The sequence below is a fragment of the Ruminococcus callidus ATCC 27760 genome, assembly GCF_000468015.1.
In the GTDB taxonomy this organism is placed as follows: domain Bacteria; phylum Bacillota; class Clostridia; order Oscillospirales; family Ruminococcaceae; genus Ruminococcus_C; species Ruminococcus_C callidus.
In genome coordinates, this window is sequence record NZ_KI260404.1 from 1 (window position 1) to 15,466 (window position 15,466).

Below are 15,466 nucleotides of genomic sequence, written 5' to 3' on the forward strand. Positions count from 1 at the left end.
ACCTTACGCACAAGCTTTGTGCGGTGTTGCCCAAGTTTAAATGAATACGGAATCGTCCTGTAAGGACTGGTTTTCCAGCAGGTAACATTTTTCTCCTGCAATGACAAACAGCCGGTAGAGGAACACATCTACGGTTTCTCCTACCGTAATGGGTTCTTCCTCCAAGTCCCGCTTGGCGATCAGCAGATCTCCGTGGACACGCACCGCCAACTCGATCCAGTCGCCGCGGAACGAAGTCCGTTCCACCACACCCTTGGAAGCGGAACTGCCATACTTCTGCACCTCGTTCTTGCGGGTGATCTTCAGGAATTCCGGACGGACAATCGCCTTTTCCACACCGTCCATACGCTGGAATGTGTGGTACTTCTGATAGTCTGCCAACACGGAGGTCTGCCCGAAGAACGATGCTGTAAACGCAGTCTGCGGGTGACGGTAGATCTCAATGGGCGTTCCCATCTGTTCAATGTGTCCGCGGTTGGTGATGATGATCTCGTCCGCCACCTCAATGGCTTCGTCTTGGTCATGGGTTACGAAAATGCTGGTCACGCCCAGCTTGCTGATCATTTCCTTCAGCCAGCTGCGGAGTTCCTGCCGCACCTTGGCATCGATCGCCGCAAAGGGTTCGTCCAGCAGCAGCAGCTGGGGATTTGGTGCCAGAGCACGGGCGAATGCCACACGCTGCCGCTGGCCGCCGGAAAGCTGGCTGGGATACCGCCGCTCCAGTCCCCGAAGTCCGATCAGGTCTACCAGTTCCATCACACGGCTGGCAATGGTTTTCCGGTCTACTTTCTGAATCTTCAAGCCAAAGGCGATGTTGTCATACACAGTCATGTACCGGAACAACGCGTAGTTCTGAAACACAAATCCAATGCCACGCTTGCTCGCCGGAATGTCATTGACCACTTTTCCGTCAATGCGGATCTCACCGCTGTCGGGGTGTTCCAGACCGGCGATCATGCGGAGAATGGTGGTTTTGCCGCTGCCGCTTGGCCCCAGCAGACCGATCAGCTTTCCCTTTTCAATACCGAAGCTGACATCATCAGAAGCCTGATAATTGCCATATCGTTTCTGAATATGATTTAACTCTACGTACATCAGCTATCCCTCTTTCCTCCGCGGTGTTCGATCAGACTGCGAATCACCAGAATCACAATTGCCATAAGCACCAGAATCGACGAAGCCGCAAATGCCGGCACATACTGGAATTCATTGAACAAAATTTCAACGTGCAGCGGCAGGGTGTTGGTTCTGCCACGCAGGTGTCCGGACAATACCGAAACCGCACCGAATTCGCCCATGGCTCTGGCTGCACACAGCACCACGCCGTACAGCAACGCCCACTTGATATGGGGAAACGTCACCTTGCGGAAGATCGTCCACGCGTTGGCACCCATCAGGGCAGCCGCTTCTTCTTCATCTGTCCCCTGCGATTCCAGCACCGGAATCAGTTCGCGGGAAACAAAGGGGAATGTTACAAAAATCGTTGCCAGCACAATGCCCGGCACCGCAAACACCACATGGATCCCCAGATCATGCAGCAGCGGATAAATCACGCTCTGTCTGCCGAATGTCAGCAGGAAGATCAGACCGGCAATGATCGGAGAAATGGTCACCGGCACATCGATCAGCGTAGTCAGCACTTTCTTGCCGCGGAACTGATACTTGGTGACTGCCAGTGCTGCAAACACGCCGAATACCGTGTTCACACCTACGGCAATGGCAGTGGCTTCCAGCGTCAGCAGTACAGCTTTTACCGTGTATTTATCGGTGACAGCTGCCTGATAGGTTTTCCACCCGTCCCGCAGTGCCTCAGAAATGACAGTCGCCAGCGGCAGGAGCAGCATGACGACCAGAAACAGCACGCTGACACCGATCAGAACCCACTTGACGATTTTCGAACCAACGGTTTCTTCATGCATACTCACTGCCCTCCTTTCAGAATCTTCGAACTTCTGGACTGCACCAGATTGGTCAGGAACAGGATCAGGAACGCTGCGACCAGCATTACCAATGCAATGGAAGTGGCACTGGTGTAGTCATATTCCTGCAACTTCGACATGATGATCAACGGCGTGATCTCAGTTTCATAGGGCTGGTTGCCGGCAATGAATACCACGCTGCCGTACTCTCCAAGACATCTGCCGAATGCCAGACCGAATCCGGTCAGGGCTGCCGGCAGGATTTCCGGAAATATCACCTGCCAGAAAATCCGGATCCGGCTGGCTCCCAGAACCCCTGCCGCTTCTTCATAAGTGGAATCCAGCTTTTCCAGAATCGGCTGCACCGTGCGGACTACAAAGGGAATCCCCACAAATACCAGTGCCACGGTAATGCCTACCCTAGTGTAGGCGATCTGAATGCCGAACCGTGCAAAAAACTTTCCCACCAGACCGGTGTCTGCTGTCAGGGAAGTCAGTGCAATGCCTGCAACCGCTGTCGGCAGGGCGAACGGCAATTCGATCATGCCGTTCAGCATCCGCTTCATGGGAAACCGGTACCGTACCAGCACCCACGCCAGAATCACGCCCATTACCGCATTGATCGCAGAAGCGGCAAACGCCGTCAGCAGGCTCACCCGAAAGCTTGCCAGCACACGGGGCCTGGTAATAGTTTCCCAGAACTCCGCGGGGCTAAGTTTTGCGGTATAGACCACCAGCGATGCCAGCGGGATCAACACGACGATACTAAGAACGGAAAGTGTCACTCCCAAGGATAATCCAAATCCGGGAATCACCCGTTTACTGCCTTTTTTCATAGCTGCTCCTTATTTTTCATAGATCTGATCGAAAATGCCGCCGTCGGAGAAGTGCACCTTCTGTGCCTCGTCCCAGCCGCCGAAATCCTGAATGCTGACCAGATCAATGTTCAAGTCAAATACATCTGCATATTCTTTCAAAATTTCCGAATTGGTCGGTCGGTAATAATGCTTTGCCGCGATTCGCTGTGCCGCATCGGAATACAGATACTGCAAATACTCGGTCGCCACATCGCGTGTACCGCGGTCGTCCACCACGTCATCTACCACTGCCACAGAGGGCTGTGCCAGAATGCTGATGCTGGGGTTTACGATCTCATAGTCCTCCGGATTGTCCCGCATGGAGAGATACGCTTCATTTTCCCATGCCACCAGCACATCGCCCTGTCCGTTTTCCACAAAGGTGGTCGTAGCTCCTCTCGCACCGGAGTCCAGCACCAGCACATTCTGATACATCTTCTTGACGAAGTCCTCCGTCTGCTGGGTGTCGCCGTTATATTTCCGGTCGGCATATGCCCATGCGGCAAGGTAATTCCACCTTGCACCGCCGGAGGTTTTCGGATTCGGGGTAATGACATCTACGTCGTCCCGCACCAGATCGTCCCAGTCCTGAATGTGCTTCGGATTGTCCTTTCGCACCAAGAACACAATGGTCGAAGTATACGGAGCACTGTCGTCCGGAAACTCGTCCACCCAGCCGTCCTCGATCAATCCCGCCTTTTCCAGGGAATCAATGTCGTATTCCAACGCCAGCGTGACCACATCAGCTTCCAGCCCGTTTGCCACCTCCAGAGCCTGCTTTCCGGAACCGCCGTGGGACTGAATGACTTCCACGTCCTGTCCCGTCTGCTCTTTCCAGTGCTCCGCGAATATCGTATTATAATCTGTATAAAGTTCTCTGGTGGGGTCATAGGAAACATTGACGATGCTCACCGTGTTATGATCTCCGCAGCCGGTAAATGTCCCGCCTGCCAGAACCGCCGCCAGCAGCAGTCCGATGCACTTCTGAATCTTCATACAGCATCCTTCTTTCCTGCGGAGAATCGGGCTTTTCCCGCTTCTCCGATAATACATACCATTTTGATATGTTTAGTATGTTACATATCATACTGCAAAACTAGTAATTTGTCAATAGGATTTCTCCGGTTTTGTAGAATTGCACAAGCAAAGAACTGAAATCATAGCGATTTTATAGGCATTATATATAAAAAGCTGTCCGATGCCGTTCTATCCCCTCGCTTGTCTGCATAGGATAAAGCAAAGGCAGCACCGCAGCAGAATCTGTACGGTGCTGCCCAAGCCAACGCCGCCGGACGGCAAAAAAGGAGGAGTTCCATATGGACCTGAAAATCAATCGGGAAATGCTCCCTGTGACTGAAATTCTTCTGGACGAAGTACAGGAGCAAAGTGTTGAACTGGACTACGTACTGCCGGACTATGATCCGGACATCTTTCGCATCATCGGCTGTGAGATCCAGCCGACCATTGTCAATTCCACTACCGGAACCGACCGCATCACCTACGAACTGCGTGCAGACATTCGCGTGCTGTACTGCGGTTCGGAGAGCACGCTGCTGCAATGCGTGGCACAGCAGATGACATTCACCAGAAATGTAGAACTGCCCCGCCCTGCTGAGGACCTGCAAGTGCAGATCCGTCCCCGCACCACCTATGCCAACTGCCGTGCCGTCAGTCCCCGCCGGCTGGAAGTCCGCGGAGCCGTTTCGGTTTCGATTCGAGCTGCCGGCGACCGGAAACAGGAGGTCATCGAGGACGTTTTCGGCATGCACGTACAGCTGCGAAAAGTTCCCGTGGAATACGCCGCACAGAAACGCCGTGCCACCAAGCATATCCTGCTCAACGAAGATGTGGAACTGGGACAGTCCAAACCGCCGATCCGCAGCATTGTCCGGAGCAGCGTCCGGCTGAACCACGAGGAGCAGTCGATCCTCGCCGGCAAGCTGGTGGCAAAGGGCGAAGCAACGGTGCAGTTCCTCTACACATGGCAGCAGGAGGACGGTTCCAACGGGCTGGAACAGATGCAGTTCACTGTCCCCTACAGCCAGATCGTGGACATGGAGCAGATCGACGACACCTACCGCGGCAGTGTGGACACACAGGTGGTACGGTGCGACCTGAAGCCTTGTACCGGCAAAAACGGCAGCATGGACAGCTTGCAGTGCGAACTGGAACTGTGCCTGCGGTGCACAGCGATCAAAACCGCTTCCATTCAGCTGGTGACTGATGCCTTTTCCACGCTGTACCCCTGTGAGCAGGAAACGGTTTCTCTCCAGATCGACATGGCACCGGTGCCGGTGCATGCGGTGATGCCGTGCAGTGCCTCGCTCCAGCCCACCGACACCGTGCCGGAATGCATCTATGATCTGCACTGCCACGTCCGAAACATCAACATGCAGCTGCTCTCCGACACCAACCGCATTCGCATCAGCGGCATGCTCTGCTGTAATCTCCTCGCCGGTGATGCAGACGGCATGCCCATGATGCTGGAAAAGGAGGAAGCGTTCGAGGTGTACACCGACTCGGAAACGCCGGTAGACAATGCTGTATTGCAGGCGGAGGTGCTCCCCACAGACTGCACCTATCATCTGGCTTCTGACGGCAAGATCACCATTCAGGCATCACTGCTGCTGCGGGGATACCTCCGTCCCTCTGCCCGCCACACCTGTCTGTCCGGTCTGACGGTGGACGGTGAAAACAAACTGGTGCGGGACGGCGACTATGCCCTGAAGCTGTACTATGGAGTAGAGCACGAAAACGTCTGGGACATTGCCAAGCGGTGCCGCACCAGCGTCGGGGCGATCATGGAGGAAAACGACCTGACAGACGAACAGCTTACCGCTGCGGGCATGCTCTTTATTCCCATTGTACAGTAACGGCAGGAGGTACAGAATATGGCAAACACGATTTATCAGGACATTGCCTGCCGCACAGGCGGTGACATTTACATTGGCGTAGTGGGTCCCGTGCGTTCCGGAAAGTCCACGTTCATCAAACGGTTCATGGAACAGCTGGTCATTCCCCACATTTCCAACGAAGCATGGCGGGAACGTGCCACCGACGAACTCCCCCAGTCCGCCGCCGGCAGAACGATCATGACCACCGAACCGAAGTTCATTCCGGAAGATGCGGTGGAACTGACGCTGGAGGACAATGCCCGCATGCGGGTACGCATGATCGACTGCGTGGGATATATCATTCCCAGTGCACTAGGCTACATCGAAAATGAACAGCCGCGTATGGTACATACCCCGTGGTTTGAACAGGAAGTCCCTTTCAACATGGCGGCAGAAGTCGGCACGCGGAAAGTCATTGCAGAGCACTCCACCATCGGGCTGGTAGTCACCACTGACGGCAGCATCACCGACCTGCCCCGTGCGGAATATGCCGAGTGCGAACAGCGTGTCATTGCAGAGTTGCAGGAACTGGGAAAGCCCTTTGCCGTCCTGCTGAACTGTCTGGATCCGCACACTGCCGCCGCCAAGGCAATGGCAGAACAACTCTCCCAGCAGTATCAGGCACCGGTGCTGCCTGTCAGCTGTCCCGATCTGGATGAAAACGACATCTGTCAGATCCTGACAGAACTGCTGCGGGTGTTTCCGGTGCGGGAGATCAACGTCTGCATGCCACGCTGGATCTCCTCGCTGGAAAAAAGCCACTGGCTGCGGGAATCGGTCTTTTCCTGTATCCGGCAGGCTGCCGCAGAAATCCACACCATTCGGGATACGGCTCTTTTCGCCGAGGCAGTGAGCACCTGCCCCTATGTCACGCGGGCAGCCATTCGGGAGATCGACATGGGCACCGGCAGCGTCTGTGCCGAAGTGGAACTGGACGCATCGCTGTTCTACCGCATTCTGGGAGAAACCACCGGTCTGGACATTCACGGTGAAAGCGACCTGCTGCCCATTCTGCTGGAGCTGAGCCGAATCCAAAAAGAATACGCCAAAATCGAACCGGCTCTGCGGGAGGTAGAAGCCACCGGCTATGGCATCGTGATGCCGGAGCAGGAGGAAATGACACTGGAAGAACCGGAGATCATCAAGCAGGGCGGACGATACGGCGTGCGGCTCCGTGCTTCGGCACCGTCCATTCACATGATGCGTGCCGACATTCGCACAACTGTCAGCCCCATTGTGGGCACGGAACGCCAGAGCGAAGAACTGGTCATGTACCTGCTGGAGGGCTTTGAGGAGGACCCTACAAAGATCTGGTCGTCCAACATCTTTGGCAAGTCCCTCCACGAGCTGGTGGGCGAAGGACTGCACAACAAGCTGTCCAAAATGCCCATGGACGCACGGCTCAAGCTACAGGAAACACTACAGCGAATCATCAACGAGGGCTGCAGCGGTCTGATCTGCTTCATCTTGTAATCGTAAAACAGCAAAACGCCGGAACGGTTCTGACACACGTTCCGGCGTTTTGCGTTTTGTGGAATGGGTTATCGAAAAGTCCTCTCGGACTGAAAATAGCTATGGCAATACCGCACAAAGAGCGTCTGGCGACTTTGCACGCCATCTGCTTGCAAATTTTCCGTCATATTTCACAAAAATGCTCGTGAATACATCAAGTATTCACTCTGCTTTTTGCTCCATCTGACGGAAAATTTGACGACGCATCTGCCGCACAATCTTTGTGCGGTATTGCCCTATTTCTCGTAAGTCAGTGCCGCAGTCTTTCCGGCTTCGGCAGCTGTATAATTCGGACGGATCACATGCACCGCATCCATGTTGGTGATCAGGACAACTGTAAACTTTGGCAGCTGGTTCTGTTCCAACAGATTCAGGTTCACCTCTGCCAGCAATTCGCCGGCGTGAACGGTATCGCCTACCTTATGCTTCGTCCGGAAGCCGGCACCATTCAGGGAAACCGTATTGATGCCGATATGCACCAGCACTTCCAGCCCGTCAGGTGTTTCAATGCCGTAAGCGTGCAGGGAATCCTGTATGTCTACGATCTTTCCGGAAACCGGTGACAGCACCTTGCCGTCGGTCGGGTCAATGGCATAGCCGTCGCCCAGTACCTTTTCTGCGAAAACCGGATCCGGCAGCGTGTCTACCGGAACGATCTTGCCGTTCTGCACTGCCAGCAAAGTATTCGCCGGAGCCTCTGGCAGGTCTGCTGCTGCTTTATTCTTTTTCAAAAAATCAAACATTCCCATAACTGCTCAATCCTTTCTGTTCTGTTTCCACGCGAGAAATGTTTCTCGGTCGGAGTATGATGCAATGGCACCGCCTTTTCCCATGGAGTAAAACCGTATACGGCAGGAGCCGGCAACCAGCCGCTGGCGGAGTGCTTCTCCAATTGCCAATACCTGTTTCATACGCATTCCCGCCTGTCACGCCTGCTTGCCGCCGGAAAACAAATTTTCCACGCAAAACGGCTGCATTTCCCAAAGGTGTACTTCTGCCTGCTCCGCTTGTACCGTCAGCTTCGACTGCTCTGCATCGGCATAGAAGCGGGACGTGAACACGGCTTCGCCCTCGTTGGCAAAAATCTCTACAGAAGAAGTGTCACAAAACAGCCGCAGCTGTTCCAGCCGTTCCAGCGGTACCTGCCGCATGGGGCGATTACAGCCGCTTGCTCCGAATTCCAGTGTGAGGAAGCTGCCGTCCCATGTGAGCACGCCGTCTGTGCCGAACTGCACCCGCAGGGACTTTCCCGCGGTCAGGCGAATCTCTGCCTCATAAGCGGCTGCGGTCCTGCACGAGAATTCCTGCTGTACAACGACAGTCTGTTCCGCACTGCGAAGCTGCTGCAATTCCGGCAGCGGCTTCTGTTGGATCCTGCCGTTTTTCTCATGGAGCACCCGCGGAATAGTCAGCAGATTGGCCCAGCCGAATTCCCGTTCCGGATAGCCGTAGTCGCTGTCCGGCATACCCAGCCAGCCGATCAGGATCCGCCGTCCCTGCCGGTCTGTGTAGGTCTGCGGAGCGTAGAAGTCGAACCCGTGATCGTACTCCTCAAATGCAGACAGGGTGTATTCCCCGTACAGGTCACCCTCCAGCCGGCAGTAGCCGCTTTGGTAGATGTTCTGATACTTCCAGTCCTCTGCCGCCACGCCCTGCGGAGAAAAGGACAGGAAGCGGGTCCCCTGCAATTCGAAGCAGTCCGGACATTCCCACATGTACCCGAAGGGCTTCTGAGAGGTGATGCGGTTTGCCAGCGTCCACACTTTCAGGTCGTCGGAACGATACACCAGCACTTCGCCTACGTCGTCTTTTCTTCTGGCACCCAGCACCATTGCGAAGCTGTCGCCGTCTTTCCAGACCTTCGGGTCACGGACGTGACAGGTCAGGTCTGCCGGATAGTCCTCGTTGTACAGCAGCACCGTCTTTTTGGTGAAGTGCAGCCCGTCCTCGCTCTCTGCCCGAATGGTGTTGTGTTCTCTGCCGGCAGTGGTATAGTCGTAGTCCTCTCTGTCCCGCCGGAGCACGTTTCCGGTATAGAACAGGTACATGGTGCCGTCCTGCCCCAGTGCAGAACCGGAGTATACGCCGTGACAGTCGAACTTTTCATCGCTGCACAGTGCCGGTTCGCAGTACTGGTAGTGGATAAAATCTTCTGTGGTATAGTGTCCCCAGTAGTTCAGCCCCGGCTTGACATCAAAGGGAGAATACTGGAAAAAGATGTGATGGGTTTCTCCGATCTGGCACAGCCCGTTGGGGTCGTTCAGCCAACCGGTCACGGGAGCCAGATGAAACACCGGTCGCCACGTCGAAGTCCGGTCGGTGCTCCGTTCCAATGCCCGACAAGCATTTTTCAGGTTCTGTGTTCTAACAGTACTCATAGGATTCTGCCTCCGTTCACGCATTCGATGCAGTCTTTGCCGCTGCCGGTTTTTCTGCCTTATAGCCAAAGATCCATGTGAGCAGGAATGCCACGCCCATTGCCACCAGCATGGAAACGATATACTGAACCGGCTGGTTCAGGTGCAGCAGAATGGCGAAGATACCGGTTACGCCGGTCGCCGTTGCTCCCAAATGGAAAATCGAGGTCATCAGTGCACCGCATGCTCCGCCGATGGAACCGCAGATAAACACTTTGATATGCCGCAGGTTGACACCGAAAATTGCCGGCTCGGTGATGCCCATCATGCAGGACAGAGCTGCCGGAAATGCCAGCGACCGCATCTTCTGATTGCCGCGGCTTTTCAGTCCCACTGCCAGACAAGCTGCACCCTGTGCCATATTGGCAGCCGATGCCAGCGGCAGCCAGTGTGTCACGCCGTACTGGGAAAGCTGTCCCAAGTCAATAATCGTATACATGTGGTGTACGCCAGCCACAACTGTGGAGGAATACAGTCCGCCCATGAGGAATGCTCCGATGCCGTAGGGCACTGCGATCAGCCACTGCACGCCGTCCAGTACCCATGTTTCCAGCTGGGAGAATACCGGTCCGATAGCCGTCAGTGCCAGATAACCGGACACGCCCACGCTGACCAGCGGTGTGACAAACAAATCTATTGATGCCGGCACGATCTTATGCAGCCGCTTTTCCAAGAAGCACATGAGCCATACGGAAATGATTACCGGAATGACATGTCCCTGATAGCCCACCGCGTTGACATCATACAGTCCGAACCAGACGGAGAACTTCGGGATTGCCTCGCCGGCTTCCACCGCAGATGCCACGCTCCACGCATTCATCAGGTCGGGGTGGATCATAATCATGCCGATTACAGAACCCAGGAACATATTGCCGCCAAATGCCTTTGCCGCACTGGTGGCGATCAGGATCGGCAGGAATGTAAATGCAGTGTTGGAAAACATGTGGAAAATCTTATAGGTATCCGAATTTGCCATTGCCGGAAACAAGGTACTGAAGCCCTCCAGCAAGCCCATCAGCAAACCGGTTGCCACGATTGCAGGAATGATCGGTACGAAAATATCCCCCAGCACCTTGATCGCTTTCTTGAACGGATTCATCTTCTGTCCGGCTGCCGCCTTGACATCTTCCTTTGTGGCGGTTTCAATGCCGGAAACGGCTACGAATTCCTCATAGACCCGATTGACAACGCCGGTGCCGAAAATGATCTGCAACTGTCCCTGTGCGATAAATACGCCCTTGACGCCTTCAATTTCTTCGATCTCCTCTTTGCAAATGCTCTTTTCGTCTTTGACAACCAATCGCAGACGGGTGGCACAATGGGCACCGGAAATCAGGTTTTCCTTACCGCCGATTTTTTCCAGCACCTGTACCGCTGCTTCATGATAATTCATTAGATCATCTCCTGTCATTTTTTGAAACGGGGAATCGCTGTAAAAAAATCTTTCCCTTTTCTTTCAAGCTGCCGCAGGTTTCCGTTTTGCGGCAGTTCTATTTCTGCAAATGCTGTCGAGAAACATTTCCATGAATCAATGTGAAATCGATTTCTTAATGTGATTCTATTATAGCAGAAATAAAAGAAAAAGGAAAGATGTAAAATCACCAAATTTAAGGGATTCTTTTTGTATCAGAACATAGAATATATGAAATTGTTTTCATATATACAAGGCAATACCGCACAAAGATTGTGCGACAGATGCGTCGTCAAATTTTTCGTCAGATGAAACAAAAAGCGGAGTGAATACTTGATGTATTCACGAGCATTTTTGTGAAATATGAGAGAAAATTTGCAAGCAGATGGCGTGCAAAGTCGCCAGACGCTCTTTGTGCGGTGTTGCCACAAGAAAACTGGTGGAGAGTCCGGCAAAATCCTGCTTCGAACACCGCACCGCACGTTTCCCTATTTATTCCGCCGCACCAGTGCTTTCCCGTTCGTACAGCCGGCACTGCATCTGTGCGGTACGAACAGCATCATTGTCGTTCTGGATCATATCCATGAGAATGGCACCGGCTTCCAGACCGCCTGTCCGGTGGGACAGACTGACAGAAGTCAGGTGGGGCGAATAGATTGCCGACATGCGGTTGTTGCCGACTGCTGTCAGTTTCACCTGTTCCGGAATCTGGATTCCTGCACGCCGCAGCACGTCGATTGCTCCGAATGCAATGGTATCTGTAGCACAGAAAACGCCGTCAAAAGGAATCTGCTTTTCCAGAAATGCCGCCATGGCATCACTGCCGTCCTGTGTGGTGAAACCAGCACACTCTGCGATCAGTTCCTCCCGAAAAGCAATATGGTTTGCTTCCAGCGTATCCAGATAGCCGCCCCTTCTGGCACGTCCGGCAGCCTTGTCCTTTAAGGTCACACCGAGGTGCACAATATTCTGACAGCCGCAGCGAACCAGACAGTCGGTCGCCAGCTTTGCGGCACCGTAGTCGTCAAAATATACGCAGGAAACATCGGATTCCTGCTGTCCCATTAAAACGATCGGCTTCTTATAGGATTTCATCAGGGCGAGGTGTTTTTTCGTCATCAGCGTTCCGATAAAGATCACGCCGTCTACGTTGTTCAGCCGGAACGTTTTCAGATATTCCATTTCCCGTTCCGTGTTGTTTCCGGTGTTCGCCAGCAGCACCTGATAACCGGCATTGTTGACAACCTCTGTGATGCCGTCCACCATTCGGCTGACGGATTCTGAGCTGATTTTCGGAACAATAACACCGATCAGATTGTTTCTGCCGGTGCGGAGCGTCTGGGCAGAGGAACTGGGCGTATAACCGGTCTGTTCGATCACCGCCTGAATCCGCTTCCGCTTCTGTTCGCTGACATATCCATTATTCAGATAGCGGGACACCGTTGCCGTAGATACTTCCGCCAGCTGTGCGATCATACTGATATTCATTGCAAATCTCACCTTTCGTTCCAACAGTATATCTTCCTATGAGAACGTATACTGCATCTATCATAATTCTCACATTTATTGTAACAGATTACCATAAAAAATGCAAGTAAAATCTGTATTTTCATGATTATTGATAATTACTTCCCCAAAGTTTTGTGTTTTTTGACGATTTCACCGCGTTTGGTTGGGATTGTTGCAAACGTTTCTAAGGCAACACCGCACAAAACCAATGCAATGTTGCCCTAAGCATACGATTCCCACAGCTGTATCCACAGCAAATAAACACACATCAGACAGAAAGGCAGATTTTGCAGCCGGAACTGCCAGCAGACTGTCCCCAGCAGTACGGTCAGCAGAACTGCTATGCCATTCTGGAGCCGCTCGGTCTGTTCCGGCAGGCAGCCGCAGACAGAAAGCACACTGCGGCAAACTGCCCCGCCGTCCAGTCTGGCATAGGGCAGCAGGTTGAACAAGCCCAGTCCCAGATGCAGCATACCGGAAACCGAACCGCGATCTCCCCACAAAAACGCTGTCCCCAGCAGCAGATTCACTGCCGGACCTGCAAGAGAAACCAGTATGTCCTGCCAGTATGCCCCGCAGGCAGCAGACGGCACAAACAACGCTCCGGCACCGCACAGTGAAACTGTCTGCACGTGGCGGTGAAACAACAGCAGCATTGCCAGATGTCCCAGTTCATGCAGCAGACACGCCAGAAACAGCAGCAGAAAATACAAGGCTCCACCGCGGACTGCCACCAGTGCCGCCACGGCAAAGAAGCTGAAGTCCACGGTGAACACCGTCCCACGCCAGTGCCAGCAAATCACTTGGTGATCCACTGCTGCACGGCACGGAGCAGCTGATCCAGCCAGAGCACCGGCGGTGCATCCCGTTTTGCGGCGTACTGTTCCAGCAGCATGATCTGCCACTCCGGTTTCAGCCAGTGCAGCCCAAACACGCAGAGCACCAGCAGCAGACAGAGAATACACTGGGTCAGGGCGATGTCATCGGCATGCTGAGGCTTTCGAGGTGCCGGCGTGTCCGACAGATGTATGGTTTCCAGCAGCGGCACCTCTGCCGGCTGGGTTTCCGGTTCATGGGGCTGCTGTTCCGAATGCTTTTCCATTTCCTCCATCATGATCCTGCTCCTTTTCCTAAGGCAACACCGCACAAAGCTTGTGCGTAAGGTGCGTTGTCAGATTTTTTGGCAATATGACGGAAAATCTGCACGCAGATGGCGTGCAAAGTCGCCAGACGCTCTTTGTGCGGTGTTGCCCTAAACTTGCGGCGATATTGTGCTACTACCATATGAAGCAGGACAGAAAAATAGACCTGTCAGCATGCTTCTGCTCACAGGTCTAAGGCAAAATTACTGTTCTTCCGCCGGCGTTTCTTTCTGGATCCTGAAAATCATGCGAAACAGACTGGACAACAGCTTCGGGCTCTTGACAACAACGATTTTCATATGAAACTCCTTTCAAACATACATGTAATTTGTCACAGGCACACATTCCGTGTCCTCTGTCCCCAGTATATTCACTTTTCCAAAAAAGGTGCAGAAAAGCGTCCGGAAGACTTCTGGCTTCCGAACGCTTTTCCGGCAGCACTGTACAAGGCTGCACCTCATGTATTCCGATTTTCCGCATTTGCGTGTTTTGTTGTCTCCAAACGCAGTGCATGCCGCAGTCCGATATATTTTTCTCTCCGGATATTTTTTTCGCGGCGAAAACGGATCGGTTCTCACTCGTTTTGTTTCTTTCTTTTGTTTTTCTTTTGTTTTTCTTTTGTTTTTCTGTTTTTATGCAGTGTTCCCTTATGCCTGATGTGTGTGATGCAGCTGGAATTTTCCCGCCGCCAGCATCACGCTTAACGCTGCCATAGACAGCAAAATACAATTTCCTGCCTGCTCCAATTGCAGGAAAAATAACCCGATCATGACCAGACTTTCCACGCACCAGATCAGACGGGCACGATGCCGGTACACCCGCTGTTCCAGCTCGTCCAGAGGCTTATGCGAAGTTTCCACCGGTGCAAGCAGCCACAACAGTATGCTGGAAATCATATATACCGGAACCGCCGTCCACAGGGGAAACGGCACAAACCGCAGCAGTGCCAGCACGATCGCGATCATTGCCGCCGAATACCAGTAGCACCGTACCGGCGTTTTCGCGTGGAATCCGCCGGCAAAGCTGCGAAGCGGGATATACGCCGCCGTAAACAAGACACTTTCCCACACCAGACCGAAAACCATGCCGATACAAAGCGTTGTGAGCAGGTTCAGACAGACGGAAAACAGTTGCTTGATCCCATAGCGGCATATGGAAAAACGTTCTTCTGAAATGGTTCCGCGTGCCACAAAAGAACGTGCAATGGTATCTGACAGCTTCGCAAACATCAGAACTTCCGCAGCTTTCTTGCACGCTCCGGCAGCTCGTCCTGATAGGAGAAGTAGATGCAGGTGGAGTTTGCCACCAGCGTGGTCATCATCATTGCTGCTGCGGCAAAGGCTGCTGCAAACACACCGTAAACATTCATCATTTTTGCTTTCATTTTGAAACCTTTCCTTTCTGTTGGTGTCATCTTCGACACATTCCGCGGCGTGTGATACGCCATAGTATAAGTGGTTTGAAATGCCTTTGGATACTTCTCCTCCTGCTCCTGCCGGATTCAGAAGCGACTTTCATTCCGGCAGAAAGCATTCCCCCTTTCCCGTTTTTTCGCACCCTTCGGTATTTCAGAAGCGGATCGCAGAACCGAAGAATATCATTCTCCTGCGTTTCCTGTAATCCTTGTGTATCATTATAGCACACTTTTTCTTCACTTTTTAGAAATTGTCAAAAATAGCATTTGAATCGTCAAAAACAGTTGCGGTTTCGAAAAGATACAAAAATAACCAGCTGTTCACAAAAGAAACAACTGGTTACTTTTACAAATTGCGGCGGAGTGAATACTTGATGTATTCACGAGCATT

Annotated in this window: 16 protein-coding genes; 2 read left to right on the plus strand and 14 right to left on the minus strand. The window is 53.0% G+C overall.

Translation table 11 applies throughout. The features are described from left to right. Nucleotides 1-36: 36 nt before the first annotated feature. From RUMCAL_RS07565 to RUMCAL_RS07580, 4 genes are read right to left on the minus strand one after another with little or no spacing between them, the layout of a single operon-like run. A complete protein-coding gene (locus RUMCAL_RS07565; protein WP_021682113.1) occupies nucleotides 37-1,095 on the minus strand; it encodes a sulfate/molybdate ABC transporter ATP-binding protein in 1,059 nt (352 codons plus the stop codon). Next, complete coding sequence (gene cysW, locus RUMCAL_RS07570; protein WP_021682114.1) at nucleotides 1,095-1,919, minus strand: sulfate ABC transporter permease subunit CysW; 825 nt, start codon at nucleotides 1,917-1,919, stop codon at nucleotides 1,095-1,097. The genes RUMCAL_RS07565 and cysW overlap by 1 nt, the downstream gene beginning before the upstream one ends. A gap of 2 nt (nucleotides 1,920-1,921) precedes the next feature. Further along, the gene (cysT, locus tag RUMCAL_RS07575) at nucleotides 1,922-2,755 is read right to left on the minus strand and encodes a sulfate ABC transporter permease subunit CysT (RefSeq protein WP_021682115.1); all 834 of its coding nucleotides are present in this window, start codon (nucleotides 2,753-2,755) and stop codon (nucleotides 1,922-1,924) included. A gap of 9 nt (nucleotides 2,756-2,764) precedes the next feature. Continuing rightward, the gene (locus tag RUMCAL_RS07580; RefSeq protein ID WP_021682116.1) at nucleotides 2,765-3,772 is read right to left on the minus strand and encodes a sulfate ABC transporter substrate-binding protein; all 1,008 of its coding nucleotides are present in this window, start codon (nucleotides 3,770-3,772) and stop codon (nucleotides 2,765-2,767) included. A 320-nt stretch (nucleotides 3,773-4,092) separates the two neighbouring features. Between RUMCAL_RS07580 and RUMCAL_RS14620 the strand changes: the two genes are divergently transcribed. Next, a complete protein-coding gene (locus RUMCAL_RS14620) occupies nucleotides 4,093-5,649 on the plus strand; it encodes a DUF3794 and LysM peptidoglycan-binding domain-containing protein (RefSeq protein ID WP_021682118.1) in 1,557 nt (518 codons plus the stop codon). Between the two features lie 18 nt (nucleotides 5,650-5,667). After that, nucleotides 5,668-7,143, plus strand: coding sequence for a stage IV sporulation protein A (gene spoIVA / locus RUMCAL_RS07595; protein ID WP_021682119.1), 1,476 nt, complete (start codon nucleotides 5,668-5,670; stop codon nucleotides 7,141-7,143). A 275-nt stretch (nucleotides 7,144-7,418) separates the two neighbouring features. Here spoIVA and RUMCAL_RS07600 read toward each other — a convergent pair whose 3' ends face one another. From RUMCAL_RS07600 to RUMCAL_RS15065, 10 genes are all read right to left on the minus strand, one after another. Continuing rightward, the gene (locus RUMCAL_RS07600; protein WP_207636446.1) at nucleotides 7,419-7,913 is read right to left on the minus strand and encodes a PTS sugar transporter subunit IIA; all 495 of its coding nucleotides are present in this window, start codon (nucleotides 7,911-7,913) and stop codon (nucleotides 7,419-7,421) included. A gap of 24 nt (nucleotides 7,914-7,937) precedes the next feature. Continuing rightward, nucleotides 7,938-8,093: a hypothetical protein gene (locus RUMCAL_RS15490; protein WP_021682122.1), complete on the minus strand. Its 156-nt coding sequence runs from the start codon at nucleotides 8,091-8,093 to the stop codon at nucleotides 7,938-7,940. A gap of 15 nt (nucleotides 8,094-8,108) precedes the next feature. Further along, nucleotides 8,109-9,560 (minus strand): glycoside hydrolase family 32 protein, encoded by a 1,452-nt coding sequence (locus RUMCAL_RS07605; protein ID WP_040647523.1) that lies wholly within the window; start codon nucleotides 9,558-9,560, stop codon nucleotides 8,109-8,111. Between the two features lie 16 nt (nucleotides 9,561-9,576). Beyond that, nucleotides 9,577-10,992, minus strand: coding sequence for a PTS transporter subunit EIIC (locus tag RUMCAL_RS07610; protein ID WP_051343727.1), 1,416 nt, complete (start codon nucleotides 10,990-10,992; stop codon nucleotides 9,577-9,579). Between the two features lie 510 nt (nucleotides 10,993-11,502). Beyond that, nucleotides 11,503-12,498 (minus strand): LacI family DNA-binding transcriptional regulator, encoded by a 996-nt coding sequence (locus RUMCAL_RS07615; protein ID WP_021682127.1) that lies wholly within the window; start codon nucleotides 12,496-12,498, stop codon nucleotides 11,503-11,505. 242 nt (nucleotides 12,499-12,740) lie between these two features. Further along, a complete protein-coding gene (locus tag RUMCAL_RS07620) occupies nucleotides 12,741-13,322 on the minus strand; it encodes a zinc metalloprotease (RefSeq protein ID WP_021682129.1) in 582 nt (193 codons plus the stop codon). After that, entirely contained in the window at nucleotides 13,319-13,633 is a 315-nt protein-coding gene (locus tag RUMCAL_RS07625; protein WP_021682130.1) for a hypothetical protein, read from the minus strand. Before RUMCAL_RS07625 ends, RUMCAL_RS07620 begins: the two co-directional genes overlap by 4 nt. Nucleotides 13,634-13,864: 231 nt before the next feature. Next, nucleotides 13,865-13,960, minus strand: coding sequence for a stage V sporulation protein SpoVM (gene spoVM / locus RUMCAL_RS15495; RefSeq protein ID WP_117733587.1), 96 nt, complete (start codon nucleotides 13,958-13,960; stop codon nucleotides 13,865-13,867). Between the two features lie 348 nt (nucleotides 13,961-14,308). Next, complete coding sequence (locus RUMCAL_RS07630) at nucleotides 14,309-14,890, minus strand: accessory gene regulator B family protein (protein WP_021682134.1); 582 nt, start codon at nucleotides 14,888-14,890, stop codon at nucleotides 14,309-14,311. Beyond that, a complete protein-coding gene (locus RUMCAL_RS15065; RefSeq protein WP_117733584.1) occupies nucleotides 14,890-15,045 on the minus strand; it encodes an AgrD family cyclic lactone autoinducer peptide in 156 nt (51 codons plus the stop codon). Before RUMCAL_RS15065 ends, RUMCAL_RS07630 begins: the two co-directional genes overlap by 1 nt. Between the last annotated feature and the right edge of the window lie 421 nt (nucleotides 15,046-15,466).

Bases quoted from the DNA above. Each gene is read 5' to 3' on its own strand.
- RUMCAL_RS07565 (WP_021682113.1), bottom strand. From the start codon at position 1,095: ATGTACGTAGAGTTAAATCATATTCAGAAACGATATGGCAATTATCAG.
- cysW (WP_021682114.1), bottom strand. From the start codon at position 1,919: ATGCATGAAGAAACCGTTGGTTCGAAAATCGTCAAGTGGGTTCTGATC.
- cysT (WP_021682115.1), bottom strand. From the start codon at position 2,755: ATGAAAAAAGGCAGTAAACGGGTGATTCCCGGATTTGGATTATCCTTG.
- RUMCAL_RS07580 (WP_021682116.1), bottom strand. From the start codon at position 3,772: ATGAAGATTCAGAAGTGCATCGGACTGCTGCTGGCGGCGGTTCTGGCA.
- RUMCAL_RS14620 (WP_021682118.1), top strand. From the start codon at position 4,093: ATGGACCTGAAAATCAATCGGGAAATGCTCCCTGTGACTGAAATTCTT.
- spoIVA (WP_021682119.1), top strand. From the start codon at position 5,668: ATGGCAAACACGATTTATCAGGACATTGCCTGCCGCACAGGCGGTGAC.
- RUMCAL_RS15490 (WP_021682122.1), bottom strand. From the start codon at position 8,093: ATGAAACAGGTATTGGCAATTGGAGAAGCACTCCGCCAGCGGCTGGTT.
- RUMCAL_RS07605 (WP_040647523.1), bottom strand. From the start codon at position 9,560: ATGAGTACTGTTAGAACACAGAACCTGAAAAATGCTTGTCGGGCATTG.
- RUMCAL_RS07610 (WP_051343727.1), bottom strand. From the start codon at position 10,992: ATGAATTATCATGAAGCAGCGGTACAGGTGCTGGAAAAAATCGGCGGT.
- RUMCAL_RS07615 (WP_021682127.1), bottom strand. From the start codon at position 12,498: ATGAATATCAGTATGATCGCACAGCTGGCGGAAGTATCTACGGCAACG.
- RUMCAL_RS07625 (WP_021682130.1), bottom strand. From the start codon at position 13,633: ATGATGGAGGAAATGGAAAAGCATTCGGAACAGCAGCCCCATGAACCG.
- spoVM (WP_117733587.1), bottom strand. From the start codon at position 13,960: ATGAAAATCGTTGTTGTCAAGAGCCCGAAGCTGTTGTCCAGTCTGTTT.
- RUMCAL_RS07630 (WP_021682134.1), bottom strand. From the start codon at position 14,890: ATGTTTGCGAAGCTGTCAGATACCATTGCACGTTCTTTTGTGGCACGC.
- RUMCAL_RS15065 (WP_117733584.1), bottom strand. From the start codon at position 15,045: ATGAAAGCAAAAATGATGAATGTTTACGGTGTGTTTGCAGCAGCCTTT.